The 274-nt window shown below is 37.6% G+C and carries 1 pseudogene; it reads left to right on the plus strand.

The window, feature by feature from the left end:
• A pseudogene (locus tag KVT27_RS26890) lies at window positions 1-274 on the plus strand (aldolase); the annotation flags it as partial.

The following is a 274-nucleotide window of genomic DNA, read 5'->3' on the forward strand; positions in this document are numbered from 1 at the left end:
TTTTTAAGTAAGGGATATTAGCTGCTAAGTGATGATGTGATAGCTGTGTCTTTTTCAAATGATAGTCATGTTCCGCTTGTTTTTTCAGCCTATCCACAGCAAAAGCTATGGCAGGAAACCCTGACCGCATTTGGAATGAATTCAAGTCAATATTGTTCTTTATTTGAACGTGAAACTAAATATGCGGTTCCAGTCGATTCTCAATTTTCAACTGAAACATTACCCCTTGCCGGTGTATTTGAATTAGTTAAAACCGAGAGAGAGGGAATTGACA

This window comes from Lysinibacillus sp. GbtcB16, assembly GCF_019091145.1.
GTDB lineage: Bacteria > Bacillota > Bacilli > Bacillales_A > Planococcaceae > Lysinibacillus > Lysinibacillus fusiformis.